This is a genomic window from Pseudomonas frederiksbergensis (assembly GCF_035751725.1).
In the GTDB taxonomy this organism is placed as follows: Bacteria; Pseudomonadota; Gammaproteobacteria; order Pseudomonadales; family Pseudomonadaceae; genus Aquipseudomonas; species Aquipseudomonas frederiksbergensis_A.
Genome location: NZ_CP142104.1, coordinates 563,122 through 586,807, shown reverse-complemented (window position 1 = coordinate 586,807; position 23,686 = coordinate 563,122). Strand labels below are relative to the sequence as shown.

The window sequence follows — 23,686 nt, the reverse complement described above, 5'->3', positions numbered from 1 at the left end:
CCGCCCTACGCGGCCTAAAGGAAGGAGCCGACATGCCGCGTACGCTCATCAGGAAAAATCCAAGCAACTTCAAGACTCTGCCCCTTTTCGTCGAAGCGACTCCCGAAGGCCTGACTTACCAGAGCGTGGGGATGCCGCTCAACTTTGCCCAGACCTTGCAGCGGCGGCGTCCCATGACCGTGGACGATGCCGAACGCTTTTCCGTGGAGCTGGCGAACCTGGGCGTCTCGGTGCGCCTGACCCTGCATTGGCAGAACCGTGAATATTGGGTGCTCGTGCGTCAACGCCGGCAGGATCGCGGCGATGTGGTGCTCAAGCTGATCTCGGGCTACGTCCCGGCTCATGAGCTGAATCTGCCGCTGCTTACCGCTATCAACGAAATAGCCGAAGAATGCCTGTTGGAAACGCCGGAAGGTTGGCTCGGTGGACGCTTCAACGACACCTGGCTGCCGGCTCCTTACGCCACGGCCCTGCATTACCGCGAAGCCTTGCCGTTTCGCCTGACGCCTCTCTCGGGCTCGGCCCGCCCGGTGCGCAGCGCTAACCTGCAGCTGATCGAACGGCCACGGGCCTATGTGCACCTGCCGACGGCATCGCTGCAATTGATTTATGACTTGCGACTGGACGTGCCCAAGGAAGCCAAGTCACTGAGCCTGTTTCATGTCGATGAGCGTCTGGAGGGCGACCAACTGGTGGCACGCCTGGACCGCAAGCGACCGGACCTGTACCTGATGCCGCTTGAAGACGGAAAGCCGATCGGAGAGCTCTATACGCTCAAACGCGATCGACTGGTCGCAGCCAGCACACGAGGCTTGCACTTGGCTGAAAGCTTCGCCAACCAAGAGGGCTGGGTGGTGCGCGACGAACGCATCCGCTGGAAGGATTGGCTTGTCAAACAAGGTCTGAAGGCTCCTGCCCCACATCGCCCAGGCCTCAAAGGCTTGCACAAGAAAGCCATGGGCTTGATGCGCATGGTTCGTGGGACGCTACACAAATAGCTCAGGTGGATGAGCGCCTATCGAGATAGGTCCGCCACCGTGCAAACAGACGAAAGTAACGATTCTCGCGTTTACCCATGCCGCGCTTGGAGGAAAATGACTCTTCGGCGAAATTGCCATTAATTCGTACACGTGATGCCGTGGTCGGCATGGTGCAGACCCTGACATGTGCTTGCTGCAACGCATATTTGAGTAACCGTTCGGAATGCAGCTTTCTGCCGGTTGCCTCGCAAAAATCGAAAATACGCTCAATACGCGTACCATAAGCACGGTAGGCGTCGCGCCCGCAGATCGCAAATCGGTCATTCAAACCGTTCCACCATTGCCAATCCGGGATATAGGTATTCAACCGACGAGCTTCGGGGCGAGCAAATACATAATTTGGAAGCGCAGTGTGGAAGAAGATGTCGGGGCGTACAAACACGACGAAGTCCGGATCAAATGGCTCCATCATGGCCGTCACATTGTTCAATGAGTTGAGCTGATAGATCAGGTTTCTGAGCGACGCATGCTGGTCCCCCCATGTATCACCAAGCGCCTTGATCCTCTCGTAGTCCCAACGCTCCAGCACCCCGTCGATAGAGTCGAGTCGACCGGTCATAGTGCTGAACGGTGAATAGTTGTTCGCATTCAGCTCGCCTGCTTCACCCGAACGCGGATTGTGAACCTCATCGATCTTGTACAAATGGTAAAAACACTGCACTTCGCTCCGGGCAGGGATCTGTGCCAGAACATTTTCTCTGATGGATGGAAAACAGACTTCCGAGTTCCTCGGAATACCAAAAAATGCCAGCGCAACTTTCAATACGCACCTGCCCCAACGTAACAATGATTCGCTCCGGCGACATTACGCCAGATTGCTGGCACTCCCCCACGCGACTATGCATCCACCACCGGCGACGTGACTTCACAAGTCAACTGCGGCGGACGAATCAAACAAGGCTTACGAGCAGATCTGCGGTGAGAAAGGCACGGGCCATGACACCTTTCCCGAACCATCAGATTAACACCTCAACGGCCGCGGATCTTCTCGACGATCGCCGTCGTCGAGCTGTTTTCTACCAGTCCCAACACCTTCACCGTGCCGCCGTAGGCCGCAACGATATCAGCACCGACAACCTGATCGATCCCGTAGTCACCGCCCTTCACCAGCACATCCGGCTTGACCTGGCGAAGCAGGTTTTCCGGTGTGCCCTCGCTGAAGCTGATGACCCAGTCCACCGCGCCAAGGCCGGCCAGGACCGCCATGCGTCGATCAACGCTGTTGATCGGCCGGCCTGGCCCTTTCAGGCGGCTCACCGATGCGTCGTCATTGACCGCGACGATCAGGCGATCGCCCTGGGCCCTGGCCTGCTCGAGGTAGGTCACATGACCGGCATGCAGAATATCGAAGCAGCCATTGGTGAAGACGATTCGTTCGTTGTGGGCACGCGCATCGTCGACGGCCAGCAATAGTTGCTCCAGGCCGAGCACACCGCGCTCCGAACCTTCTTCGCGCTGGATGGCGCGACGCAGCTCAGGCGCACTGATGGCCGCCGTACCCAGCTTGCCGACGACAATGCCTGCCGCCAGGTTGGCCAGGGCCACCGCATGGGGCAGTTCCTCGCCGGCGGCAATCGCTGCGGCCAACGTGGAAATCACCGTGTCGCCGGCCCCCGTCACGTCGAATACCTCACGGGCACGGGCCGGCAAGTGCAGGGCCGGATGATCGGGACGCAGCAGGGTCATGCCGTGTTCACCTCGGGTCACCAGCAGCGCTCCGAGATCCAGGTCATGCATCAGCTGGGCGCCTTTACTCACCAATTCGTGCTCGTCAGCGCAACCACCGACGATGGTTTCGAATTCGCTGAGGTTCGGGGTGATCAGGCTCGCGCCACGGTAGATGGAAAAATCCTTGCCCTTGGGATCGGCCAACACGGGGATACCGCGGGCACGGGCAGCCTGGATCAACACTTGATGGTTCTTCAACGCGCCTTTGCCGTAGTCCGACAACACCAGGACCTTGATACCGTCGAGCAGGTTGTCGACCTCGGCGCCAAGGGACAGCGGGTCGGTGGCGAATGGCTCTTCGAAATCGATTCGCAGCAGTTGCTGGTGACGGCTGATGACCCGCAGCTTGACGATGGTCGGCTGGTGCGCGATGCGCTGGAAGATCGCCCGTACGCCGGCGCCTTCCAGGCTGTTGGCCAGGCTCTCGGCGGCTTCATCGTCACCGGTCACGCCCACCAGGGACGCCGGTGCGCCGAGGGCGGCGATGTTCAGGGCCACGTTGGCGGCGCCACCGGGACGGTCCTCGATGTGCTCGACCCTGACCACCGGTACCGGCGCCTCGGGGGAAATCCGTGATGTACCGCCATGCCAGTAGCGGTCGAGCATGACATCGCCGACCACCAATACAGGGGCTTGATCGAATCGCGGCATGGACAACTTCATGGAGCATCCCACATACAAAATGAACAGGGGCGCGATATTAGCACAGGGTTGAGAAAGGCTCGTCCATGGCTGCAATTGGATGCGGCGCCAGGTTTTTCGGGTCAGCGCAGGACCAGCGCCCACAGCCGCTCGCAGGCCTCACTCTGCGTCAGGCCACCCGTGTCGATATCGCCCTCGGGGGCCAGGGGAGCTTCGTATGGGCTATCGAGGCCGGTAAAATTCTTTAACCGGCCGGCACGCGCGTCCCGATACAGCCCCTTTGGATCCCGCTGGGCGCAGACTGCGAAGGACGTGCTGACGTAGATTTCCAAGAAGCTGCCCTCGGGAAACAACTTGCGCGCAGCCTCACGGTCGGATCGAAACGGTGAAATGGCCGCAACGATGACAATCAGCCCTGCGTCAAACATCAACCGAGCCACCTCGGCGACGCGCCGGATGTTCTCTTTGCGCGCTTCGGGCGTCATGCCCAGGTCGCTGCACAACCCTCGGCGCAGGTCGTCGCCGTCAAGCAGGCAGGTATGAAGCCCCTGCCCGTGCAGCCGCACTTCCAGCGCATTGGCCAGTGTCGACTTTCCCGCCCCGGACAGCCCGGTCAGCCAGATGCATCGTGGCTGCTGGGACTTGATCGCCGCCCGGGCCTGGGGTGTGATCGATAGCTCATGCAGCTGTTGTAGCGGTTTCTTTGGCATCCTATCCATAGCCGAGCCTCTCGCAGATATTTGGAATCGCGGAGAATCAAAATCAGGCGAAGGTCCCTTTTGTTACATCGTCGGTGCCTTCGATGAAATCCTTCTCATGCAAGCGTGCGTAAAGCCCATTCAGTGCCAGCAATTCTGAATGAGTGCCGCGCTCGACGATACGCCCCTTGTCCATCAGCAGAATCAAATCAGCCTTCTCAATGGTCGACAAGCGATGGGCGATCACCAGCGTGGTGCGCCCCTTCATTACTTGATCCAGAGCGCCTTGGATGTGGCGCTCAGACTCGGTGTCGAGGGCCGAAGTGGCCTCATCCAAAATCAACAGGGGGGCGTTTTTGAGCAGGGCACGAGCAATCGCCAGGCGCTGGCGCTGGCCGCCGGAAAGCAGCACGCCGTTCTCGCCCACCAAGGTGTCGTAACCCTCGGGCATTTGCTCGATGAACTCCGCGGCGTAAGCATCCTCCGCCGCCTTGCGCACGTCTTCAAAAGGAGCGCCAGCGAGGTCACCGTAGGCAATGTTGTTGGTAACACTGTCGTTGAACAACGTAACCTGTTGGGTCACCAGCGCAATGTGACGCCGCAGGTTCGTCAGCTTGTATTGCTCTACGTCCAAACCGTCGAGCAGGATCTGACCTTTGTCATGATGATAGAAACGCGGGATCAGGTTGGCCAAGGTCGACTTGCCACTGCCCGAACGTCCTACCAGTGCGACCATCTGCCCTTCCTCGGCGGTAAAGGAAATATCGTCGAGCACGTTTTTCTCGGTGCCTGGATATTGGAAACTTAGGTTGCACACCTCCAGTCGCCCCCTCACGCGCTCGATTTGCTGGGTACCTGCATCAGTTTCCGGCTCTTCGTCGAGCTGTTGGAAAATGCTCTCCGCCGCGGCCAACCCTTTCTGGATCGTGGCGCTGACTTCCGACAATTGACGAATAGGCTTGGGTAACAAACCCGCTGCGGTGATGTAGGCGACCAGCTCACCGGCAGACGCTTCGCCGCGAAGATAGAGGACCAGGTACATCAATACGGCCATACCGATATAAATCACCAATTGCAGCATTGGCGTGTAGATAGACTGGGTACGGGTCATCCCCAGACTGCGGTTCATGTTGTCGGCACTGGCCTTGTGGAACCGTTCGATTTCGTAGCTTTCACCGCCAAAGCTGCGAACCACGCGGTAGCCCTGGATCGTCTCGGAAGCCACATGGGTTACATCACCCATCGCCACTTGGATTTTCTTGCTTTGCTTGCGAAATTTCTTGCTGGCGCTACTGACCATTAGTGCGATGAAAGGCAGAATCGCCAGCAAAACGAGCGTCATCTTCCAGTTGCTGTAAAGCAGATAACCAAACAGGAAAATGACGGTCAGCCCCTCGCGGATCACCACTTTGATCGCATCGGTGGCTGCACCGGTGACCATTGTCACGTTGTAGGTTATGCGAGAAATCAAGTGGCCGGAGTTATGGTTGTCGAAGTAGCGATTAGGCAGGGTCAACAGGTTGTCGAACAGGGCGCAACGCAGGTCGTGAACCACACCGCGGGCGACCTTGGCCAAGTAGTAGTTACCCAGAAATGAGCCTATGCCTTGATACACCGCAATGAGTACAATCAGCAACGGCACGCCGAGCACCAGCGAGACCCCCATGAACTGGGTGTCATTGGGCTTTTGCAGAGCGTCGAGAAAATGCTTGAGCATGTCCGCAAGCATCGGTTGGCTGGATGCGAAGAGCACGAAACCCAGGATACTGATAGCGAAAGCCCCCCAGTAGGGGAGCACGTATTTCAGCAATCGCAGGTAAATCTTCATGCTCGACTGCTGGTCGGAACTGGCCATTCGACGCGCCTCGTATGTTTGAAAAGAGAGACAAGATGCGGATTGTAACAGCGAACCAATTACAAGACTGGCTAAGCCGTGGCGAGGTTCTGGAAAAAGACGCCCGTGGCGCCAAAGTGCTGAAGCTCGATGATGGAGACATCCTCAAGATATTTCGCAGTCGACGCCACCCGCTGCTGGTTCGCCTGATGCCGGATGCGCAACGCTTTGCTCGATGCGGGGAGCGCCTTCGCGAACGTGGAATCAATACTCCGAGCGTCACGGACTATTTCTGGATTGACCGCTCCGCAGGCGTCAGCGGCTGCCTTTACAGCCCCTTGGAAGGGAGTGCTCTGGACAAGATTTTTTTTCACGAGCGCAGACGATTCGATGAGCTACTGCCGCAACTGGCGGCGTATATTTTCAAATTGCATCAGCAAGGGATCTACTTCCGCTCGCTGCATCTGGGCAACATATTGTTGGTCCGCGAGCAATGCTTCGGCCTGATAGACTTTCTCGATACTCGCTTCAAGCGCCCCCCGCTGGGCGCTCGCCTGGTACAGCGAAACTTTCACCACCTTCGTAACTATTTGACTCGCAGCAAAATCAGCGACTTTCCATGGGATGAGCTGATGCGGCATTACACAATCGCCGCACAGCCCTCTTGAAAAATATCAGGCTGCCACTTTGTTTCTCGCCTGGTAACGCTGGGCAGCCCGCTCGAAAGCCTCAAGATAACCCGCCCTGATTGCTGACTTCTCAGCTTCGATGTCCTTGGACACCGGGGCCCAGTCAATCCGCCTGCTGCGCAGACGATTTCCCAAGACCTTGGCAAACCAGGACTCGCCGATGTAATTGATGCCGACCAGGTCAGCAATAATGCCGACTCGATAATCGTCCTTGCATTTTTCGTCGTAAAGAAACACCACCGGAATACCCATGGCTATACAGGGCATTGCACAGTGGATTTTTGACGTAATCACCAACGAGGCCTCACGCGCATAGGTATCGAGCAGTTCCTGCGAAATCATTTCCTTGGCTTTAGGGGAAAGACTCGGCAGGCGCAGCTTGGCCTGGTCCACAAGCACCGCCTTCTTGCGTATAGCACGTGGGACGGCGCTTATACCCCCTTTGCTCAGGCCGACCATGAACACCTTGCCATTCACCGGAGCCGTGGCCCTACGCGGCAACGTCAGCGTCACGCACTTGCTGTAGAACGCCTCCAACCCATGTGCTTGCATGAGTTCCATGGTGCCGCGATCCCGGCAACCGATGGGCTGGAATTGCTTCAAGTATTCAACGCCTGCCGGCGAGCAGATCTTGGCCTGCGAACCAGGCGTGACATGAAAAGCGAAGAAGAAAGGCTCAATTGCTGGCGCAGGGGGCCACTCACAGCCTCCCAGGAAATAGCCATTCATGGACAAGACGCCGGTTTTTTTCGTACAAGTCAGCTCCTCCCTTGATACTCCTCCGCTGACATAAGGCAATAGTTTTTGAGCCGCCAACGACTGTATGTCGTCGCCCAAATTTGCCCAACTCTCAAACGACGTTCCAGAGTACTCAATAGTGAATATATCCATTCCTTTATTTCCCAATAGTCAATTAATAGCTGGAAAACTCCGTTCCAGCCCAAGTTGAAGCGCCTCTAGCCCAGGCCTGCTGTGTGCCTGATGCAACTCCTCTAACTTCCCCCACACAGAGGAAAGTTGGCCAGCCTCCAGCAACTCGGGCGGTAGAATCCCGAATGCTGAATAATAATCCGTAAACTTCAATTCATCGATCAAACCGTGCGATAGCCTAGCTCTGATATTGGGAACACCAAATGCATCAGCGACAATCAAGCCATGTAAACTTGAAGAAACAACGAATTCACAGCTTGCTATATCCCGAAGCACATCAAGAGGCGATTGAAAAACGTTGATGAACTTCACCTCCGGATTGCCTTGTATAAACATCTGCGCTTCAGGCAGTTGTTGGTCAAGGTAGTGCGGGACAAAACCGACGTGCCACTTCTTGTCCGGGCGACTGATCAACCCTGGACACAGTAAGCCGGGGTCTCCCAACGCAGCCTCGAGCGCGTTGCCATCTTCAACCCTTGCGCGGGTTTCCTGGCCTCGTACTGCATGATAATAATGGCGCGAAGAAAATGACTCATGTTCCTGCCCGCAACCTGATCCCCATATATGCACGCGACGCTTGAACCCAAAGCGTTTCGCCTTGGGTTCATTAGCCAGAATCGTTCCGATTGCCATCATATCAGCGTGGGAAAGCGGGGCGTATTCAACTTTTTTCTTCGAGACCGCCTCGACTATTAGCGGCGAAAGAAAATCACCAAAATTCTGGCGATTAGGATCTGAACGACCTGCTCCACGATGCCAATATAATTTAATTGTCATAGTTAGGACCCTTCAATTCCGGATTAGCGTTTATCCGCTGCAAACGCCGGACCTCAATCATCGAGAGCAACGTGGGCAACCAGAAATATAGCCAGTAGGGTTGAGGCGAACTCAACAGGCCGGCCCCGGTGGTAAGCAGCCCACCCCAACCAATCAACGAAACCAAGAACCAGCGACTCTTCAGCCGAACGCCCCAGTACCAGTAGTTGACAGCCCACACTGAGCCGATCACAGCAACGAACGCACCATAACGATAAAGAACTGAAAGATAGCCGCTGTGGGCGTGGGTGTACTCGCCAAGGAACCGATAATCGTCCTTGCCGCATCCGAACGAAATACCACAATGATGAATCAGTCTTTGCAGCGCGTCTTGCCAAATGACCAAGCGAAAACTCGCGCCACGGGACATGAACAGGTCCATCACCCCCGTCAAATAGATCGCAAGTCCCACCACGACAGCCAAGCCGAGCAACAACCTGACCCCGCGCCCGCGAAACATTGCCCATCCAGCCAAAAACAGGACCGAACCCGTCAAGGCGGAGCGCGCATCAAAGATTAGCGCCACCCAGATTTGCAACCCTGCGATCAGCAAGCCGCCCAGCACTAAATGCGAGAATCGCTGCAGCCGGGGCTCTATCACGAACAACCAAAAAGCCGCGATTCCCGAACTTATCATCAGCGCGGCATGCACAGGATTATAAGCCGCTCCGGCCATCTGAAGTCGCACCAGCTGTCCCGTCTGCTGAAAAATCCAGAGCCAGCTCCCCGAAGCGTAAAGCAGGCATAAGAGCATGAAACAACCCCACGCCCTGACCCAGTACCCCTCGTAACGAGGCTGTTGAACGATTAATTGAAGACCAATAAAAAACATCAACATATAGAGACTATGTTTCAGTTCCGAATACGTATCCTCGCGCAGGAATATGAGCCCAACCGTCGCCATAGCCGCAAAAAAAACCAACAGCAACACTAGCGACTGGCTACGCATCTGCAGGGCTGACCGCCACGACGCCAGCGTCCATATTAATACAGGGAGTGCAAAACCCGCGTAGAATATGTTATTTCGTGTTTTCGAAACATCAATAAAAAAGAACGAACTCGCAAAGACGAAAAACAAGAAAAACAACCAGATAGACAGCCTTTTAGTTCCGACCGATGATGGCACGTATCATCCTCTTTATATAATTTTTCTTGACCGATTGTTCCATGGGGTCGGAGAGCATCTGAAAGAGCTTGTCAGCCTGACTGTAATAATCCAGGTGCTCACGAGCAAACCTTGCCCCCCGTGCGGCGATGTTCGCAGCCCACTCAGGGTCATTACGCGCTTGCTCCAAACGCTCCAGAAAAGTTTGCTGATCGTCAAACAACAACACGTTAACACCATCTTCAAGCCCGACTGCTTCTTCCTCTCCGCCTCCCTGGCGATAGGAAAACAGCAGGCAACCGCACGCCATGGCCTCAAAGTTTTTAGCCATGTATTCACAAAAACCGATATCGGCGGTCACAAAAAAACGAATCCGATTAAGCGCTTCGCAATAAGCGGCCCCCGGCTCCGTACGCATGATCTGCAAACCGCAGGTCGCCTCGATACCTTTCAGGAATTCGCGACGTTGCGTATAGGTGTTACTGCCGAGACGCCCAATGAACCCCAGCTCGATATCGCGCGGCATATCCGTTACATAAAGGTGCGAACGGTCATAGCCTTTAACGAGGAATCTCGCGTCAAAGCCCATCGCCTGAAACTTTCGGAACGCTTGATAGCCAGTAAAAATCATCCTGGCATGAGGCAATTTACGATAGAACGCGGAAAACTTGCCGCGCCAGCGCGATGCTGACATGAACTCCTGGCTCGCATCCTCTTCGTAGAACGTCAGGCCCGAAATACGACTTAAACGCCTGGCATGCCGATGCACGTAACGAAACAGCAGATCCAGCACGACTCGGTCGTACGAGGCAAGGTCCAGGGAGTCCAACAGCGCGCCAAGCTTCCTCTGTTGCTCCTTGGCGACATACCTAACCTCGACATTCGCATGCTGAGCCAGCCCCTCCCATAACAAATGATTGTCAGGTTCACGAGGCCGAGTGGAAAGCACCAAAATTTTCATTCAACCGATCCAAAAGCCAGGTTTCAACACTTTCCGCAAATATCGCCATTGCAACGCCTGTCGCCTGCTCAACTTCAGTGCTCGCCAATACAAGCGGCGTGCGCTTGCTTGGTCGCCTTGCAGCAAAGCCGTTCGAAACCTTGAGAGATAGCGTTGAGACTCATAATCGACCAACATCGATTGACAGTCAGCAGGTAGCACGCTGGAGATTTCTCGTATGACAGTCTGTGTTACGGAGTCATCTATCCGACTGTGTCGCAAGCTCGTCGCATGCTTGTGAATACGAGCAAGGGGCTCATTGACACACACCACCTGGGCTCGTAGCAATAGATGCAAAAAGACCGGAATATCTTCTCCTGACCGCACCGTCTCAGGGTAGGGACGCTCTAACAACAGATCCCTACGAAACAATGAGCAGCAATGAGAAACCGAGATCTTCTTGCGCAGAAGATAGTCTTCGGCGCGCTTGCATGCGCTGCCCGAAACGGGCGTCGGCAAGCGCAGCCGCTCCTTACCATCCGGGTAAACAGAAACGTATGCTCCCAGAATCATGCCGGCATCCGGCACCCCTGAGATAACACGACGCAGAACGCCCAATGCGTCGGTGGTCAGTTCATCATCCGCATCGAGCAACAGAACATAACGGCCGCGCGCCATGGCAATGCCGCGATTGCGAGCAGCCGCGACTCCGGCATTATCCTGATGCACCACTTGCAGAGCTTCTGGATGCCGAAGCTGATAGTCGCTCAATACCTCATGAGTATTGTCCTGGGACCCATCATTGATGACGATCAGCTCAACATCATCGGCCCACTGAACCAAAACCGAATCCAGTGCCCTGGGCAAGGTCTTGGCATAGTTGTAAGCCGGAACGACGACGCTGATCAGCGCATCAGTCATAAGCGTCCACGCCGTCTTTGACCACCAGGATGTCTTCCATGATCAAGTACTGCAGGTCGGAACCGAAGAACATGTTCAGCGCATCGGTCGGCGAGCAGATCATCGGTTCGCCACGACGGTTGAGCGAGGTGTTCAACGACACGCCATTACCGGTCAAGACTTCCAGCGCTTTCATCATGTCGTAGTAACGCGGGTTGTATTCGCGCTTGAGCACCTGGGCTCGGGAGGTACCGTCTTCGTGGACGACTTCCGGCACGCGGGTTTTCCATTCTTCGGCCACTTCGAAAGTAAAAGTCATGAACGGTGCGGGGTGATCGACCTTGATCATCTGCGGCGCAACGGTGTCGAGCATCGACGGGCAGAAAGGCCTCCAGCGCTCGCGGAACTTGATCTGTTCGTTGATGCGATCAGCCACGCCGCTGGCGCTTGGGCAACCGATGATCGAACGACCGCCCAAGGCACGCGGGCCAAACTCCATGCGGCCTTGAAACCACGCCACGGGGTTGCCGTCGACCATGATCTTGGCAATACGCTCGGGAGTGTTGTCGATCTTGCGCCATGCAGGCTTGCTCGGATGACGGGCGCACGCGGCAATCACGTCTTCGTTGCTGTAGGCCGGGCCGAGGTAGACGTGTTCCATCTTCTCCACCGGCACGCCACGGGCGTGGGACACATAAGCCGCCGCACCCACCGCCGTACCGGCGTCGCCGGAAGCAGGTTGGACGAACAGTTCCTTGACGTCGTCGCGGGCGATGATTTTCTGGTTCAGCTTGACGTTCAACGCACAGCCACCGGCGAAGGCCAGTTTGCCGGTTTCCTTGAGCACGTCGCCCAGGTAGTGGTCGATCATCTGCAGCGCAAGTTTCTCGAACAGCGCCTGCATGCTTGCAGCGTAGTGAATGTACGGTTCGTCGGCGATGTCGCCTTCACGTTTCGGGCCGAGCCACTCGATCAGTTTCGGCGAGAAGTAGAAGCCCTTGCCCTTCTCTTTATAGCGACGAAGGCCGATCACGTTGGCGTAGTCGGTGTTGATCACCAGCTCGCCGTTTTCGAACGAGGCCAGGCGCGAGAAATCGTACTTGGTGGCATCGCCATACGGCGCCATGCCCATCACCTTGAACTCACCGTCGAGCATTTCGAAGCCGAGGAACTCGGTGATCGCGCCATACAGGCCGCCCAGGGAGTCCGGGTCGAAGAATTCCTTGATCTTGTGGATCTTGCCGTTTTCGCCGTAGCCGAAGAACGTCGTGGCGTATTCGCCTTTGCCGTCGATGCCCAGGATCGCGGTTTTTTCCTGGAAGCCCGAGCAGTGATAGGCACTGGAGGCGTGGGCCAGGTGGTGCTCCACCGGCTCGATCTTGATTTTTTTCGGATCGAAGCCCAGTTGTTCCAGGCACCAGACGATCTTGCGGCGATAACGCTTGTAGCGACGGTTGCCCATCAGGATTGCGTCGAGGGCGCGGTCCGGTGCGTACCAGTAGCGCTTGGCATAGTGCCAACGTGCTTCGCCGAACAGGCTGATCGGGGCGAACGGAATCGCTACCACGTCGACGTCGGACGGTTTGATGCCCGCCTGCTCCAGGCAGAACTTCGCCGACTCGTAGGGCATGCGGTTCTTTGCATGTTTATCGCGTACGAAGCGCTCTTCCTCGGCCGCCGCGATCAGCTTGCCGTCAATGTACAGCGCTGCGGAAGGATCATGGCTAAGGGCGCCGGACAGGCCAAGAATCGTCAATGCCACAGGGTCTAGCCTCTTATGTCTGCATACGGGCGACAAGCGCCGCGAAAAATGGGTGTGCCTGACGCCGGGGGCGCTGGGCAGCTAAAGGGCGCGATTATAACTTAAAAGCGACGGCAAGCCTCTAGCGGTGAGCGGGAGCGTCTGGAGCGAGCTTCTGGCGCGTTTGGCGGACAGAACCGGCGGTGAGGGACGTTCTTCCCCCACCAAGGTGACCGGCTACGGGACAGACGGTGCGGTATCGACATTCTTTGGCAACCGCCCATCAATCACCCGATACAACGCACTCTTTTCAGGCCAATTTCGCATGAAGCGCGCGCGATCCCGGGCGTAGGCCGGCGCGAAGCTGGCCTGGGTGCGGTGTTGGCACATGGAATCCAGATCGATGAGCATCCAGCGATCATCCTGCCAGAGCAGGTTGTGCCCTTTGAAATCACCATGACTGATGCGTTCGCGTATCAGATCGGCAAACAACCGATCAAGCGCCAGCAACTCTGCCTCAGGAACGTCACCGTTTTCGACGTAAGGGGCCAGGTGCTGGATGATATCCGGGCCTGACAGGTGCTCGGTCACCAGGTAGGCGCCGCGGCGCAGCCACAAGAACCGCTTTTCCAGCAAGGCCAGCGGCTTGGGCGTGGCGATGCCGAGGAACGTCAATCGATGGGCTTCGCGCCAGGCATGCCAGGCCCGGCTCGGGCGCCAGAAACGCTTGAGCCAGTGGGCCGGATTCTTGATGTTGTAGCGTTTTATCAACAGGGAGCGCCCGCTCACATCGACTTTGCCGACGCTTGCCGACCCGCCGGTCTTGTAGAGGTGGCCTTGATCAAGCAGGGCATCAGCCTGCTCCAGCACAGGGGCCATGAACGCCTCTTCATCACGACGAATCGCCCGCAGACGGAACGGCCCACGCTGAACGCTGAACAGACTGCACTCACGTCCAATTTTCTTCAGAAAGTCATTCAAGCGCCAGGCATGCACCTTGTCGATCTGTTTCTGAAGCGCCTCCATGGGCAACGCGTGCTCGGCGTTTCCAAGCAGGTAATGCACCAGCAACTCTTCGTTGAACGGTTCGATGGACTTGGGGAGCTGGGCAAAAAAGACGCCCAGGTTTTCCAGCACTTTTTGCCGGGACAACGGCTGCCCCGGAGTCTCGGCGCGAATGCCGGCACCATCGATAAGATAGAGCTTGCCATCATGACGCAGCAGATTGTCCAGATGCAGGTCTTCCTGCCACAGGCCTTTGCTGTGCAGTTGCGCAATCGCCCCCAAGGCCTCGGCCAGCACCGCCGATTGTTCATCTGCCAGCAGTGGCATGTGCTCGACCTGCTTCCAGGCGTCGCCCAGGCCCTCTGCGCCTTGCAGCAACTCGAACAACAGCCAGCCGCCTTCACCCTCCTTCAGGCCATCAGCCAATAACAATGGCGTCGTCAGCCCCTGCTCCGCCAGCAGTTGGACGCCTTGCAGCTCTCGCTGGAAATGCCGGGGCGCCTTGCTGCCTACCAACAACTTGGCCAACACTGGCCGGCCACGCCAGACGCCAGCACCGACGTAACGCTGACCTGGCAGCACGCGCAACAATGAAAGCAACTGCAATTGCGCAGAACCAGCGGCATCGGCCAGTTCCAAGCTCAAGGGCAGGGTGGGGCTACGGCCGGCACCCTTCAATTCGGATAAGCGCATCAACGAGCCTCCTTGTGGCTGCGCCGGGCAGTCAGCCGGGCCATCCATTTATCCACCACCGCACTGTGGGTAGATTGCTCCAGATAGGCGGAAAGCATCTGACGCACGTCGTCGTCATTCCAGGCACGGGCGCGCCGCAACAGGGGCTCCAGGTCCTTGACCCGATCCCGCTGACCGAACAATAACGGCCGGGTCTTTTCGAGATCGATGAACTTCGCTTGGTAGCCGCCCGCAGTGGCTTTTAGAAAGATGTGCTTGGGATAAAAGCAGCCATGCACCTGGCGCATACCATGCAGGCGCTGCGCCAGGTGACCACACACCTGCAAGATGGCGGTACGCTGGCCCGCCGCCAGGGTCGGCCAGCGCCCAAGCAGTGAGTCCAGGTCATCCCAGCCGTCCAGCGCACGGGTCAATAGAATCGCTCGTACTTCGCCGTTCACCTTGCGCTGACCGTAGAACACTGCCTGCAAAGCCGGTACGCCCAGTTGGCGATACCGGCTGATATTGCGAAATTCCCTGGAAAAACTGGGCTCGCCAAAAGGGTGCGACAAGGTCCGGGTCAGGTAATTGCTTTGACGCTTAAGGTAATAACCCTGTCCCTCGAGCTCCAGCCTGTACACACTGCTCCAGCCCTCGCCGAGGGTATTGGGCTCATCTACCGCGTCCAGTTTGCATGCCCAGAGACTTTCGAAACTGTCCAGGCCATGGCGCTCCAGCAAAGCCCGGTCTTCTGCGGCCAGGAAATCAATCATTCACGCCCCTCGAAAAATCTAACTACATGACGGATGCGCTTCTTGTCACACTCGTCAAGACGGGCGCGCTGGCGGTACTGCAGGTAAAAACGCAGGCGCTGGGTAGCCGACAGATGATACTTGGCCACTTTGTCCAGGCAGGCGAGGTCCTTGGTGATACGGTACTTGAGCCAGAAGCCACGCCAGAAATCGCCATTCGGACAATCGATAAGAAACAGCCTCGGCTGGTCATCGACCAGCAGATTGCGCCACTTCAAGTCATTATGGGTAAAGCGGTTCTCGTGCATGATCCGGGTATAGCTGGCCAATTGGCGACTCACCTCGTCAACCCAAACCCGATTCGCCAACCTTGGATCCTTGCGCTTGGCCAGTGCGGACAGGTCTTCGGTGCGAGGCAGCTCGCGAGTGATCATCGCGCCGCGGGCATAGGTTGCGCCACGCCGCGCCAGTCCCCAGGCTACGACTTCGGCGGTGGGTATGCCCCATTTGGCGAAGCGCTTGAGATTTTGCCATTCAGCCTTGACCCGTGGCTTGCCCAGATACCGTCGCAATCCCTTGCCAGCCCCACTGTAGCGCTTGACGTAGTAATACACCCCCTTGCGCTGCACCCGGATCACTTCTGACAACGGATCCTTCGTGAGACGCTCCCCCTGGAGAGCAAACACCGCATCGAGACTGCCAAAATCCTCCGCCAGCTCGGAATAGGCGGGTTCCAGTATCCAACCCGCCATCAGAGCGCGCCCCCGTAACGCACCTTGCGTGCATAAAGCCTGTCCGCCTTCCCCTCCAGCCAGCTCAGCAAGGCAGCTTGCTCTGCCAGGATCTGGCGCAACGGCTGTTGGAAATAGCCCTTGAGAAAACGCAGCTTGTCGCGGCGAGTCAGGCCAATGTCCATTATTGAAAAATACAGTGCCGCCAAGTCCTTGTTACGCCAGCGACTGGGCAGGGTTTCCCGGACCTGTGCACGGTGCAGATCGATCACCGAAAGCTTGAAATCCTCAGGCGTGACCGGCTTGTCCGTATGCAGCAGGAAATGGCAGATGTAGCAGTCGCGATGGTTGACCCCAGCGCGGTGCATCATCCCAGTCATGCGCGCCACTTCGGCGATCAGCGCCCGCTTGAGCTTGGGCTCTGGCGGCTGCTTGACCCAGTCGATGCTGAAGTCTTCAAGGCTGATGGTCGGCGCCAGCTCTTCGGTGACGATGAACGAGTGCTGATCGGCCGGGTTGCGGCCCTTCTCGCCATAAGCGACGGCCGTCATGGTCGGCACGCCGACTTCCTGCAAGCGCTGGATGGCTTTCCACTCCTGGCCCGCGCCCAGTACGGGCAGCTTGGCGGTCAACAGGTTCTTGAAAATCTCTCCCCAACCGATGCCGCGGTGGATCTTCACGAAAAAACCGCGACCGTCCACCTCCGTGCGCAACGTGCGTCGGGCCTCCAGTTCGCGATAGACCTCGCCCTTGAGCGCCTCGACTTCGACGAACGCATCGCGTCCGGCCCAAAGGCTCTTGAACGGTTCGGCCAGCATCAATTTCATTAAGCGTGCTCCGCCAATATCACATCGGCCGCGTGCTGCGGCATGCTGTAGAGGTCGGCCGTCTCGGCGAAAGCCAGACCGTTGCGGCTCCAGGCCGCCCGAGCGTCAGCGTCGTTCAACATGCGGCCCAGGTAGTCGGCGAGCTGCGCTTGTTCGAACGGCTCGTCCAGCACCAGGCCACTGTCGGCCTCGGCGATGTAATGGGCGTACCCACACACCGCGCTGACCAGCACTGGCAGCCCGGCGACCAGTGCTTCAAGCAGCACAGTGCCGGTGTTTTCGTTGTACGCCGGATGGATCAACAGATCGGCGCCCAGCAGGAAACGCGGGATGTCACTGCGCCCCTTGAGGAACCGCACGTTATCGCCCAGCCCCAGGGTGGCACTCTGTAATTGGAATACTTTGGGGTCGTCCTGGCCGATTACAAACAGCCGGGTGCGTTTTCTCAGTTCGGCGGGCAGCGCGGCCAGGGCCTTGAGGCTGCGGTCGACCCCCTTGGTCTTGAACCCGGAACCGATCTGCACCAACAGCAGGTCGTCGTCGGCCAGCTCGAACTCGGCGCGGAACGCGGCGCGAATCTCGTCAGCGTCGGCAGGCCGGCGGCGGTCCTGGGCGATGCCTGGCGGCAGCAGGTGAAAGCGCTCAAGCGGCGTGCCGTAGTGCTTGATGAACAACGGCTGCTGGACTTCGGAGATCATCAGGACTTCGGTCTTGGCGTCCTTGGCGAACACGGAGCGCTCGTACTCGGCGAAATGCCGGTAGCGGCCCCAGCGCCGGTACAGCGAATTGCGCAAGTTCTGCGCCTTGTCTTCGAAGCAGCCATCGGCGGCGTAGTACACGTCCAGGCCTGGCATCTTGTTGAAGCCGATCAGCCGATCCACCGGACGCTTGGCCAGGTCAGCCTCCATCCACGCGCTGAGCTTCTCGTTGCGGCGATGGTTGAACAGCGCCTTGACCGGTGCCACCAGCACTTCGAAGCCTGGCGGCACGTCACCTTCCCAGATCAGCGTGTAGACGCGGATCTGGTGACCGCGCCGCTGGCATTCCAGGGCGATGCGCATGAAGTCACGCTGCAGGCCGCCGAAGGGGAAATACTTGTAAAGGACAAAAGCCAATTGCATCAGCGCGGCTCCTCAGCCAATAACGTGCTCAGGTGGCTGGCAACACGCTCGGGGTTCAGACGCGTGAAGCACAGGGGCTGCTCGCGTTTCAGGTCAAACCGCCGGGCATCCTCGGCAGTTGGCGGGTAAGTGCATTGTTTTTGCATGCAGGGCGCGCAAGGGAAATCACTGGCGAGGTGAACCTGGCCCTTGCCATAGGCGCCGGTCAGCACCGGATTGGTCGGGCCGAGCAATGAAATGGTTGGCACGTCCAAGGCCGCGGCCAAGTGCCCGAGCCCCGTGTCCACCGCCACGCAAGCCTGGGCGCCAGCGAGCACCTTGCCCATGCCGCCCAGGTTCAGTTTCGGCAGCACCAGGGCGTTGCGCAGCCCACTGGCGATGCGTTCGGCCCGGGCCTTCTCGGCTGGATTACCCCACGGCAGTTTGACGACCACGCCGAACTGACCCATGCGCTCAGTGAGCTGGCGCCAGTAAAGTTCGGGCCAATGCTTGGATTCCCAAGTCGTGCCATGGAGGAAGACCACGTAAGGGTATGGGCGTGGCAGCTCCACGAGCCGGTCGATGTCCAGACCATAGCTGCCCTGGGTTTGCGGCAAGTCATAGCCCAGCGCCAAGGCGAACAATTGACGCACACGCTCCACCGCATGCTGACCACGTGCCACCGCCAGGCGCCGCGAATAAAAGCGCGCCGCCAGGGGCTCACGCGCCGAATCCTTATCCAGGCCAGCCACCGGCGCCTTGACGTAGCGGGTCAGCCAGGCGCTTTTCAGCAAGCCTTGGGCATCGATCACCAAGTCATATTTTTCGGCTCGCATGCTCTGCTTGAAGCGTCGCCATTCTCCGCTCTTGATGGTTTGCCAGACATTTTTGCGCCAGCGGCGGATCGCCACCGGGATAACTTTGCCCACAGCTGGGTGCCAGGTCGGGATTTCGGCAAACCCTTCTTCCACGGCCCAATCGAACTTGATGCCCGGAATCGCCCGCGCCGCATCGGTCAGCGCTGGCAACGTGTGGACCACATCCCCCAGCGAAGAGGTCTTGATCAACAATACCCGCAAGTTACCGGACCTCCACGGGGGTGCCCTGCAAACGCTCCAGTGCCTCGTTCACCGACGGCGGCATGAGCTGGCGCAGGCAGTTGTAATGGCCGAAGCGGCAGGTACGGTCGAAGCATGGGCTGCATTCGATGCCCAGGCGCACGACCTCGACTTTATCGGCCAGCGGCGGCGTAAAGCCCGGGGAAGTGGAGCCATAGACCGCCACCAGCGGACGGTTCAGCGCCGCGGCGACGTGCATCAGGCCGGAGTCGTTGGACACCACCGAATCGGCGCAGGACAGCAGGTCGATGGCCTCGGCCAGGGACGTGTCGCCACTGAGATTGACCGACTCTTCCCGCAGCCCTGGGATCAACCGCGAACGGATGTCTTCTCCCACCGGGTGATCGTTTTTCGAGCCGAACAGCCACACTTGCCAGCCTTCACGAATCTTCGCCTCGGCAACCTGGGCGTAATGCTCCGCCGGCCAGCGCTTGGACTCACCGAACTCAGCGCCCGGGCACAGGGCCAATACCGGACGATCCAGGCTCAAGCCGAACTTGGCCAGGGCCGCTTCGCGCGTTAGCGGGTCGATCTGCAGGCTCGGTCGCGGATACGGCTTGGGCAACTCGGCGCCCGGCTCATAGGCCAGGGCCATGAAGCGCTCGATCATCAATGGATAACGATCCTTGTCGAGCGTGCGCACGTCATTGAGCAGGCCGTAGCGAAACTCGCCGCGCCAGCCGGTGCGCTTGGCAATGCCGGCAAAGAACGGCACCAGCGCCGACTTCAACGAATTGGGCAACAGGATGGCCTGCTCGTACTGGCCGGCCAGGGATTTGCCGATACGCCGGCGGGTCGCCAGCTCCAGCACGCCATGGCCGAGCGGAAAGCTCAAGGCCTTGCGCACTTCGGGCATGCGCTCAAGGATCGGCCGACTCCATTCCGGGGCCAGGACATCGATTTCGCACTGTGGATGTCGCAGCTTGAGACATTGGAACAATGTCTGCGCCATCACCATGTCACCGACCCAACTGGGCCCAACGATCAGAATATTCATGTGCTTTCCAAAAACGATACGGGGAGGCCTACGCCTCCCCGCCTCGAGAATCACTGTGGCTTAGGTCGTTACCTGTGGCCCTAATCTACAACACACCGCCAATCAACTGTGGCACCGGGCTTGGCTCGCTCCCCCAGTCATTGACTATCAACTCAGCCCCAACTCCCGCCAGATCCGCATCACCTGTCGACGTTCATCCACGAACTGGTCGCCTGCGATGACCCCGGCGTCTTTCTGCAAGGCCTGGCGGTGGGCGGCGGAGCGGTAGGCCTTGTAGGCCTCGCGCAACAGCGTGGCATCCTCGGCGGGCATCAACCCGACCTCCTGCAATCCGTCCAGGATGCGGATGTTATCGGTGTAGCGCACCAGCGACGGGTACGCCTCGGACCACGCCAGGGCCGCGTATTGCACCATAAATTCAATATCGACGATACCTCCGGCATCCTGCTTGAGGTCAAAGGGCGCCGTGGCTTCGAAGGCATTCGGCGCGGTCCCGGCGGCGGTGGCCTTGCTGCCGAGGTTGTCGCGCATCTTGGCCCGCATCTCGCTGACCTCCTGGCGCAGCGTCGGCAAGTCACGTGTGCGCCCCAGCACCTTGGCGCGCACTTTTTCAAACGCCTGGCCGACGTCCTGGCTGCCCACCAGCACCCTGGCACGTACCAGCGCCTGATGCTCCCATGTCCAGGCTTCGTTTTCCTGGTAACGGTCAAACGCCCCCAAGGAACTGACCAGCAACCCCGACGCCCCGGACGGTCGCAGGCGCATATCCACTTCGTATAACTGCCCGGAGTTGGTCTGGGCGGTCAGCAGGTGAATGATGCGTTGGCCAAGCCGGGTGAAGAATTGCGCGCCGTCGATGGGTTTCGGGCCGTCGGTTTCGGCTTGCGGGTCGCCATCGTGGATGAACACCAGGTCCAGGTCGGAACCATGCCCCAACTCCAGGCCGCCGACTTTCCCATAACCGACAATAATGAAACCCGGATCGCACAGGCTGCCATCTGTGCGCAAGGGTACGCCATGCTTGGTGACTGTCTGGCGCCAGGCCAGGGCCAGCACTTGTTCGAGAATTGCCTCGGCAAGCCAGGTCAGATAGTCGCTGACCTTCATCAAGGGCAGGCTGCCGGCGATTTCCGAGGCAGCCACGCGCAAGCGGTGGGCCAGCTTGAAATGCCGCAAGGCCTCCATCTGTTGCTCAAGATCATCTTCGGGAATGCGTGTCAGGCGTTCGCGCAACTCCGCTGCCAGCTCAGGCGCCAGTGGCGGCTTGAACAAGCGACCTTCATTAAGCAGCTCGTCGAGCAACAGCGGGAAACGGGTGATCTGCTCGGCAATCCACGGACTCGCCGCGCACAGCGTCAGCAAACGCCGCAACGCGCCCGGGTTTTCGGTCAGCAGCACCAGATAAGCTGAACGGCGCGCCACGGCTTCCACCAATGGCAATACGCGCTCGAGCACCAGGTCCGGGTCGGCATGCTCCACCGCCTGGGCCAGCAGGCGCGGAATGAACGCATCCAGGCGCTCGCGCCCCAGCCGTTGCATGGCGCGCAATTGCGGGCTGGCGCGCAAGGCAGCCAAGGCCTTGAGCGCTTTGGACGCATCGGTAAAACCGCCCTCCTCCAATTGGCGACACGCCGCCTCCTCATCCTGGCTGTCTTCCCACAGCGGCAGCCATTCCCCACCCACCGCGAGTTCGCCTTCGCCGCCCTCTTCTTCATCCGGATCGGCGATGACCTGGCCGAAATGCCACGCCACTCGCCCACGCCAGTACATCAACTGTTCGTGGAACGCCGACCAATCGGCGAAGCCCAGCATCAACGCAATGCGCGCCTGATCCTGGGCATTGTCCGGCAACATCTGGGTCTGGCGATCGGCAATGGCCTGGATCGCATGCTCGGTATAACGCAAGAATTCATAACCCTGGCGCAGCTCGTCGACCACCCTGGACGGCAGGTAGCCCTGTCCTTCCAGCGTGGCGAGCACCTTCAACAAGGGTCGCTGCTGCAGGCTCAAGTCGCGTCCACCGTGGATCAACTGAAACGCCTGGGCAATGAACTCCACCTCGCGGATGCCGCCCGAGCCCAGCTTGATGTTGTCGGCCATGCCCTTGCGCCGCACCTCCTGCTGGATCAGTTGCTTCATGGTGCGCAGCGCTTCGATGGCGGAAAAGTCCAGGTAACGGCGATAGACGAACGGCCGCAGCATGTCGAGCAACTGCGCGCCGGCGACCTGATCACCCGCCACCACGCGCGCCTTGATCATCGCGTAGCGCTCCCAGTCGCGCCCCTGGTCCTGGTAATACTGCTCCAGGGCATTGAAGCTCAGCACAAGCGCACCGGCCGAGCCGTAAGGGCGCAGGCGCATATCGACACGGAACACAAAGCCGTCGACGGTCATCGGATCGAGGGCCTTGATCAGGCGCTGGCCGACGCGGATGAAAAACTCCTGGTTATCCAGTGGCCGCTTCGCGCCGACGGTTTCGCCACCTTCGGGGTAGGCGAAGATCAGGTCGATGTCCGATGACAGGTTCAATTCAACGGCGCCCAGCTTGCCCATGCCCAGGATGACCATCTGCTGCGGCTCACCACTGCGCCGGCCGGTGGGCGTGCCGAATTGCTGGCTGAGGCGTTGGTACAACCATTGGTAAGCCTGGTCGATGCAGGTATCGGCCATGTCCGACAGGTCGCGGCAGGTCTGGACGAGGTCGGCCTGGCGGGTCAGGTCGCGCCAGATGATTCGCACTTGCTGGCGCGTGCGCTGGCGACGCAGGACGCGACCCAGCTCGTCCTCGGTCTCGGCGGCCTGCACGGCCGCACCGATCTGCGCGCGCATTTCACCCTGGGCCAGGCTTCGGTCCAACTCGCCGCTACGCACCAGTTCCAACAGCATCGAAGGGTCTCGTACACTTTGCTCGATGACAAAATCACTGGCGGCGGCGACGCGGTTGAACTCGGCCCAACGCTGCGGCGTCCAGGCAGACAGTCCATGGTCGTCACCGAGGGAGGCGACCGCCGCGCGGAACGACTGCTCGGCCCGACTGACCAATGACTGGAGAATCGCCGGTATTTCGGCAAGCGAGGGCAGGCTCATGGTCTATCCTTGATCGGCGCGGGAAAGGCTGGATGTAGTGTTTTTTGAAATGCCACTACCTGATCGACTGTCGAACAAAGATGATAAATAGCTGATTTTCTGATTTTATTGGCAGCCCGCATCAATTTTTTACCTGTTCGAGTTGGCAAATGACCAACAGTAACGATTATTCTCACAACGAAACGAGGGGCCATCAGCCGCTCATGTGTAGTTTTACTACTCGTCTATACATTCGAAAGGCTGAAACGGCCGACGATTTGTAGTAAAACTACACGCCGCCGAAACAACCTTCGGCAATCCAAGAATTTATATCGTCTGCCCACAAGGCCAGTCG

The 23,686-nt window shown here is 58.6% G+C and carries 20 protein-coding genes; 2 read left to right on the top strand and 18 right to left on the bottom strand.

Translation table 11 applies throughout. The annotated features are described in order from the left end of the window. Positions 1-32 precede the first annotated feature (32 nt). Positions 33-998: a hypothetical protein gene (locus VQ575_RS02625; protein ID WP_039592502.1), complete on the top strand. Its 966-nt coding sequence runs from the start codon at positions 33-35 to the stop codon at positions 996-998. A gap of 1 nt (position 999) precedes the next feature. Here VQ575_RS02625 and VQ575_RS02620 read toward each other — a convergent pair whose 3' ends face one another. The 4 genes from VQ575_RS02620 to msbA form a co-directional block, all read right to left on the bottom strand. Beyond that, entirely contained in the window at positions 1,000-1,803 is an 804-nt protein-coding gene (locus VQ575_RS02620) for a hypothetical protein (RefSeq protein WP_039592501.1), read from the bottom strand. A gap of 206 nt (positions 1,804-2,009) precedes the next feature. After that, entirely contained in the window at positions 2,010-3,431 is a 1,422-nt protein-coding gene (hldE, locus tag VQ575_RS02615; RefSeq protein ID WP_039592500.1) for a bifunctional D-glycero-beta-D-manno-heptose-7-phosphate kinase/D-glycero-beta-D-manno-heptose 1-phosphate adenylyltransferase HldE, read from the bottom strand. A 101-nt stretch (positions 3,432-3,532) separates the two neighbouring features. Further along, positions 3,533-4,129 (bottom strand): adenylyl-sulfate kinase, encoded by a 597-nt coding sequence (gene cysC / locus VQ575_RS02610; RefSeq protein ID WP_039592499.1) that lies wholly within the window; start codon positions 4,127-4,129, stop codon positions 3,533-3,535. A gap of 43 nt (positions 4,130-4,172) precedes the next feature. Next, positions 4,173-5,963 carry a lipid A export permease/ATP-binding protein MsbA gene (msbA, locus tag VQ575_RS02605; protein ID WP_039592498.1) on the bottom strand — a complete coding sequence of 597 codons (1,791 nt, stop codon included), beginning with the start codon at positions 5,961-5,963 and terminating at the stop codon, positions 4,173-4,175. Positions 5,964-5,977: 14 nt separating this feature from the next. Here msbA and VQ575_RS02600 point away from each other — a divergent pair, with 14 nt between their 5' ends. After that, positions 5,978-6,610 carry a lipopolysaccharide kinase InaA family protein gene (locus VQ575_RS02600; RefSeq protein ID WP_232916613.1) on the top strand — a complete coding sequence of 211 codons (633 nt, stop codon included), beginning with the start codon at positions 5,978-5,980 and terminating at the stop codon, positions 6,608-6,610. A 6-nt stretch (positions 6,611-6,616) separates the two neighbouring features. Here VQ575_RS02600 and VQ575_RS02595 read toward each other — a convergent pair whose 3' ends face one another. The 14 genes from VQ575_RS02595 to glnE form a co-directional block, all read right to left on the bottom strand. Beyond that, positions 6,617-7,522, bottom strand: a complete 906-nt coding sequence (locus VQ575_RS02595) for a polysaccharide pyruvyl transferase family protein (protein ID WP_052742354.1) — start codon at positions 7,520-7,522, stop codon at positions 6,617-6,619. An 18-nt stretch (positions 7,523-7,540) separates the two neighbouring features. Continuing rightward, positions 7,541-8,338, bottom strand: coding sequence for a polysaccharide pyruvyl transferase family protein (locus VQ575_RS02590; protein WP_039592496.1), 798 nt, complete (start codon positions 8,336-8,338; stop codon positions 7,541-7,543). Continuing rightward, the gene (locus VQ575_RS02585; protein ID WP_046509895.1) at positions 8,328-9,503 is read right to left on the bottom strand and encodes a hypothetical protein; all 1,176 of its coding nucleotides are present in this window, start codon (positions 9,501-9,503) and stop codon (positions 8,328-8,330) included. The genes VQ575_RS02590 and VQ575_RS02585 overlap by 11 nt, the downstream gene beginning before the upstream one ends. After that, complete coding sequence (locus tag VQ575_RS02580) at positions 9,481-10,443, bottom strand: glycosyltransferase family protein (RefSeq protein ID WP_052742356.1); 963 nt, start codon at positions 10,441-10,443, stop codon at positions 9,481-9,483. Before VQ575_RS02580 ends, VQ575_RS02585 begins: the two co-directional genes overlap by 23 nt. After that, complete coding sequence (locus VQ575_RS02575; protein ID WP_325919006.1) at positions 10,444-11,343, bottom strand: glycosyltransferase family 2 protein; 900 nt, start codon at positions 11,341-11,343, stop codon at positions 10,444-10,446. Continuing rightward, positions 11,336-13,084: a carbamoyltransferase family protein gene (locus VQ575_RS02570; RefSeq protein WP_039592494.1), complete on the bottom strand. Its 1,749-nt coding sequence runs from the start codon at positions 13,082-13,084 to the stop codon at positions 11,336-11,338. The genes VQ575_RS02575 and VQ575_RS02570 overlap by 8 nt, the downstream gene beginning before the upstream one ends. A 216-nt stretch (positions 13,085-13,300) precedes the next feature. Then, positions 13,301-14,761 (bottom strand): lipopolysaccharide kinase InaA family protein, encoded by a 1,461-nt coding sequence (locus VQ575_RS02565; RefSeq protein WP_039592493.1) that lies wholly within the window; start codon positions 14,759-14,761, stop codon positions 13,301-13,303. Further along, the gene (locus VQ575_RS02560) at positions 14,761-15,513 is read right to left on the bottom strand and encodes a lipopolysaccharide kinase InaA family protein (protein WP_039592492.1); all 753 of its coding nucleotides are present in this window, start codon (positions 15,511-15,513) and stop codon (positions 14,761-14,763) included. Before VQ575_RS02560 ends, VQ575_RS02565 begins: the two co-directional genes overlap by 1 nt. Next, complete coding sequence (locus VQ575_RS02555) at positions 15,510-16,244, bottom strand: lipopolysaccharide kinase InaA family protein (protein ID WP_039592491.1); 735 nt, start codon at positions 16,242-16,244, stop codon at positions 15,510-15,512. Before VQ575_RS02555 ends, VQ575_RS02560 begins: the two co-directional genes overlap by 4 nt. Then, a complete protein-coding gene (rfaP, locus tag VQ575_RS02550) occupies positions 16,244-17,050 on the bottom strand; it encodes a lipopolysaccharide core heptose(I) kinase RfaP (protein WP_039592490.1) in 807 nt (268 codons plus the stop codon). The genes VQ575_RS02555 and rfaP overlap by 1 nt, the downstream gene beginning before the upstream one ends. Then, the gene (locus VQ575_RS02545; RefSeq protein WP_039592489.1) at positions 17,050-18,171 is read right to left on the bottom strand and encodes a glycosyltransferase family 4 protein; all 1,122 of its coding nucleotides are present in this window, start codon (positions 18,169-18,171) and stop codon (positions 17,050-17,052) included. The genes rfaP and VQ575_RS02545 overlap by 1 nt, the downstream gene beginning before the upstream one ends. Continuing rightward, positions 18,171-19,229 carry a lipopolysaccharide heptosyltransferase I gene (gene waaC / locus VQ575_RS02540; RefSeq protein ID WP_039592488.1) on the bottom strand — a complete coding sequence of 353 codons (1,059 nt, stop codon included), beginning with the start codon at positions 19,227-19,229 and terminating at the stop codon, positions 18,171-18,173. The genes VQ575_RS02545 and waaC overlap by 1 nt, the downstream gene beginning before the upstream one ends. A gap of 1 nt (position 19,230) precedes the next feature. Beyond that, complete coding sequence (gene waaF / locus VQ575_RS02535) at positions 19,231-20,265, bottom strand: lipopolysaccharide heptosyltransferase II (protein ID WP_039592487.1); 1,035 nt, start codon at positions 20,263-20,265, stop codon at positions 19,231-19,233. Between the two features lie 147 nt (positions 20,266-20,412). Beyond that, a complete protein-coding gene (gene glnE, locus VQ575_RS02530) occupies positions 20,413-23,352 on the bottom strand; it encodes a bifunctional [glutamate--ammonia ligase]-adenylyl-L-tyrosine phosphorylase/[glutamate--ammonia-ligase] adenylyltransferase (protein ID WP_039592486.1) in 2,940 nt (979 codons plus the stop codon). Positions 23,353-23,686: the final 334 nt, after the last annotated feature.

Bases quoted from the DNA above. Each gene is read 5' to 3' on its own strand.
- VQ575_RS02580 (WP_052742356.1), bottom strand. From the start codon at position 10,443: ATGAAAATTTTGGTGCTTTCCACTCGGCCTCGTGAACCTGACAATCAT.
- VQ575_RS02595 (WP_052742354.1), bottom strand. From the start codon at position 7,522: ATGGATATATTCACTATTGAGTACTCTGGAACGTCGTTTGAGAGTTGG.
- VQ575_RS02565 (WP_039592493.1), bottom strand. From the start codon at position 14,761: ATGCGCTTATCCGAATTGAAGGGTGCCGGCCGTAGCCCCACCCTGCCC.
- glnE (WP_039592486.1), bottom strand. From the start codon at position 23,352: ATGAGCCTGCCCTCGCTTGCCGAAATACCGGCGATTCTCCAGTCATTG.
- rfaP (WP_039592490.1), bottom strand. From the start codon at position 17,050: ATGAAATTGATGCTGGCCGAACCGTTCAAGAGCCTTTGGGCCGGACGC.
- hldE (WP_039592500.1), bottom strand. From the start codon at position 3,431: ATGAAGTTGTCCATGCCGCGATTCGATCAAGCCCCTGTATTGGTGGTC.
- VQ575_RS02575 (WP_325919006.1), bottom strand. From the start codon at position 11,343: ATGACTGATGCGCTGATCAGCGTCGTCGTTCCGGCTTACAACTATGCC.
- VQ575_RS02560 (WP_039592492.1), bottom strand. From the start codon at position 15,513: ATGATTGATTTCCTGGCCGCAGAAGACCGGGCTTTGCTGGAGCGCCAT.
- VQ575_RS02545 (WP_039592489.1), bottom strand. From the start codon at position 18,171: ATGCAATTGGCTTTTGTCCTTTACAAGTATTTCCCCTTCGGCGGCCTG.
- VQ575_RS02625 (WP_039592502.1), top strand. From the start codon at position 33: ATGCCGCGTACGCTCATCAGGAAAAATCCAAGCAACTTCAAGACTCTG.
- VQ575_RS02590 (WP_039592496.1), bottom strand. From the start codon at position 8,338: ATGACAATTAAATTATATTGGCATCGTGGAGCAGGTCGTTCAGATCCT.
- VQ575_RS02600 (WP_232916613.1), top strand. From the start codon at position 5,978: ATGTTTGAAAAGAGAGACAAGATGCGGATTGTAACAGCGAACCAATTA.
- msbA (WP_039592498.1), bottom strand. From the start codon at position 5,963: ATGGCCAGTTCCGACCAGCAGTCGAGCATGAAGATTTACCTGCGATTG.
- cysC (WP_039592499.1), bottom strand. From the start codon at position 4,129: ATGGATAGGATGCCAAAGAAACCGCTACAACAGCTGCATGAGCTATCG.
- waaF (WP_039592487.1), bottom strand. From the start codon at position 20,265: ATGAATATTCTGATCGTTGGGCCCAGTTGGGTCGGTGACATGGTGATG.
- VQ575_RS02555 (WP_039592491.1), bottom strand. From the start codon at position 16,244: ATGGCGGGTTGGATACTGGAACCCGCCTATTCCGAGCTGGCGGAGGAT.